Raw genomic sequence first — 2,874 nt, 5'->3', positions numbered from 1 at the left:
CCCACTCCTCGAGCGCCGCCGCCTTGCGGTGCGCGACGACGATCGCCCCGTCGACCCGCCCCGTCAGGCGGCCTCCCTCGACCTCGAGTCGGTTCGCCCGGCAGAAGTCGAGTCCGAGCCGCTCGGCGAGCGGGTCGAGCAGCTCGTGGAAGCCGCCCGAGACCACGCCGACGCGACCGCCGGCGGCGTGCACGCCGTCGATGAGTTCCTGCACGCCGGGCGTGGGGGTCATCCGCGCCCGGGCCTCGGCGAACACCGAGAGGTCGAGCCCGGCGAGGGTGGCGACGCGTTCGCGCAGGCTGGCGGCGAAGTCGAGCTCGCCGCGCATCGCGCGCTCGGTGACCTCGGTGACGAGGGCGAGGCTCCCCGCGGCATCCGCCAGCAGTTCGATGGCCTCTTCGCGGATCAGCGTGGAATCGGCGTCGAGCACGACGAGGGGGCCGCTCGCGCGGCCGGCTGCCGTTGCGGTCACGCGGTGGCCCGCACCCGCGAACCCTTGCCGACCACGGTGATGCCGCTGTCGGTCACGATGAACCCGCGCGCCAGGTCGTTCGCGCGATCGACGCCGATGTGCGCGCCGGCCTCGACGACGACCTCCTTGTCGAGGATGGCCCGCTGCACCGTGGCCCCGGCCTCGATGCGCGCGCGGTCGAAGAGGATCGAGTCGGCGACGTGCGCGCCCGACCCCACGATCGCCCACGGCCCGAGCACGCTGCGCTCGACGTGCGCGCCCGAGATGACCGAGCCGAGCGAGACGATCGAGTCGATCACCGTGCCGAGCGAGCCGCGCGCGTCGCGGGTGAACTTCGCGGGCGGCGAGTTCAACTGCTGGCTGAAGATGGGCCACTCGCGGTTGTAGAGGTTGAAGACCGGGAGTACCGAGATGAGGTCCTGGTGCGCCTCGAAGAAGGAGTCGATCGTTCCCACGTCGCGCCAGTAGTAGCGATCGCGATCGGTCGAGCCGGGCACGTCGTTGCGCCGGAGGTCGTAGACGCCAGCGGCACCTTGGTCGACGAATGCGGGGATGATGTCGCCGCCCATGTCGTGACTCGAATCCGTACGCTCCCCGTCGCGCAGCACGGCGTCGATCAGGGCGTCGGCGTTGAAGACGTAGTTGCCCATGGACGCCAGCACCTCGTGGGGCGCGTCGGGAAGGCCCACCGGGTCCTTCGGCTTCTCGAGGAACCGGCGGATGTGGTCAGGGCGCTTCTCGTCGACCTCGATGACGCCGAACTGGTCGGCGAGCGAGATCGGCTGGCGGATCGCAGCGACGGTCGCGGCCAGGCCCGACTCGATGTGCGCGTCGATCATCTGGCTGAAGTCCATGCGGTACACGTGGTCGGCGCCGACGACCACGATGATGTCGGGCTGCTCGTCGTAGATCAGGTTGAGGCTCTGCAGGATCGCGTCGGCCGAACCCGAGAACCAGCGCTTGCCGAGACGCTGCTGGGCGGGCACGGAGGCCACGTAGGAGTTGAGCAGGCCGTTCATGCGCCAGGTCTGCGACACGTGACGGTCGAGGCTGTGCGACTTGTACTGCGTGAGCACGACGATCTGGCGCAAGCCGGAGTTGAGGAGGTTCGACAGCGCGAAGTCCACGAGACGGTACTGGCCGCCGAACGGCACCGCGGGCTTGGCCCGGTCCTCCGTGAGGGGCATGAGTCGCTTGCCCTCGCCCCCAGCGAGCACGATGCCGAATACCTTGCGCGTGGCCATGGACCCAGCGTAGTCAGGCGACGACGGTTTCCGGGCGACGGAGTCCGGCCATTGCGGAAGCGCTGCGATACCGTTAGGGCATGCGCGTCGACCTGCTCACCCGCGAATATCCACCCGAGGTCTATGGAGGAGCGGGGGTGCATGTCGCCGAGCTCGTCAGAGCGCTGCGTCGCGACCTCGAGGTCGTCGTCCGCAGCTTCGGCGCTCCCCGCGACGAGGCTGGCACCTTCGGCTACGCCACGCCGGCCGAGTTCGACGGGCGCAATCCGGCGCTCGGCACCATGGGGGTCGACCTGCTCATGGCGGGGGATGCCGCCGGAGCCGACCTCGTGCACTCGCACACCTGGTACGCGAACTTCGCGGGCTTCACCGCGAAGAAGCTGCACGGCATCCCGCACGTCGTGACGGCGCACAGCCTCGAGCCGCTGCGCCCCTGGAAGGCGGAACAGCTCGGCGGCGGCTACCGTCTCTCGTCATGGGTGGAGCGCACCGCCTTCGAGGATGCCGACGCGGTCATCGCCGTGAGCGACGGCATGCGGCGCGACATCCTCCGGTCGTACCCTGCCATCGACCCCGCGCGTGTCGAGGTCGTCTACAACGGCATCGACCTCGCCGACTGGAAGCCGAATGACGACGCCGACCTGGCGCGATCCCTGGGGCTCGACCCCGATCGCCCCTCGGTCATCTTCGTCGGCCGCATCACGCGCCAGAAGGGCCTGCCGTACCTGCTCAGGGCCGCCCGGATGCTGCCCGCCGACGTGCAGCTCGTGCTCTGCGCCGGCGCGCCCGACACCGAGGAGATCATGGCGGAGGTCACCGCCCTCGTCGACGAGCTGCGCGCCGAGCGCGGGGGCGTGGTGTGGATCGACCGGCACCTGCCGCGAAACGAGCTGACCGCGCTCCTCACCGCAGCGACCACGTTCGTCTGCCCGTCGGTCTACGAACCGCTCGGCATCGTCAACCTCGAGGCGATGGCGTGCGGCGCGCCCGTCGTCGGCACGGCGACCGGCGGCATCCCCGAGGTCGTGGACGACGGCGTGACCGGGGTGCTGGTGCCCATCGAGCAGGCCGACGACGGCACGGGCACGCCACTGGACCCCGAYGCCTTCGTCGCCGACCTCGCCGCCGCACTCACGCGGGTCGTGAGCGACCCCGTCA

The 2,874-nt window shown here is 70.5% G+C and carries 3 protein-coding genes; 1 reads left to right on the top strand and 2 read right to left on the bottom strand.

The annotated features are described in order from the left end of the window. Together serB and AC1DY2_RS18100 are read right to left on the bottom strand one after the other, a co-directional pair. The coding region (gene serB, locus AC1DY2_RS18105) for a phosphoserine phosphatase SerB (protein ID WP_476763675.1) at positions 1 to 472 on the bottom strand (472 nt) is incomplete at its 3' end. Beyond that, complete coding sequence (locus AC1DY2_RS18100; protein WP_476763674.1) at positions 469 to 1,716, bottom strand: glucose-1-phosphate adenylyltransferase; 1,248 nt, start codon at positions 1,714 to 1,716, stop codon at positions 469 to 471. The genes AC1DY2_RS18100 and serB, both read right to left, overlap by 4 nt. Positions 1,717 to 1,796: 80 nt before the next feature. Here AC1DY2_RS18100 and glgA point away from each other — a divergent pair. Beyond that, the coding region (glgA, locus tag AC1DY2_RS18095) for a glycogen synthase (protein WP_476763673.1) at positions 1,797 to 2,874 on the top strand (1,078 nt) is incomplete at its 3' end.

The sequence above is a fragment of the Agromyces sp. P1_H4 genome (genome assembly GCF_056405255.1).
This window is presented reverse-complemented; position numbering and strand designations above follow the sequence as displayed.

Coding starts and splice junctions, on each gene's coding strand:
- AC1DY2_RS18100 (WP_476763674.1), bottom strand. CDS start 1,716: ATGGCCACGCGCAAGGTATTCGGCATCGTGCTCGCTGGGGGCGAGGGC.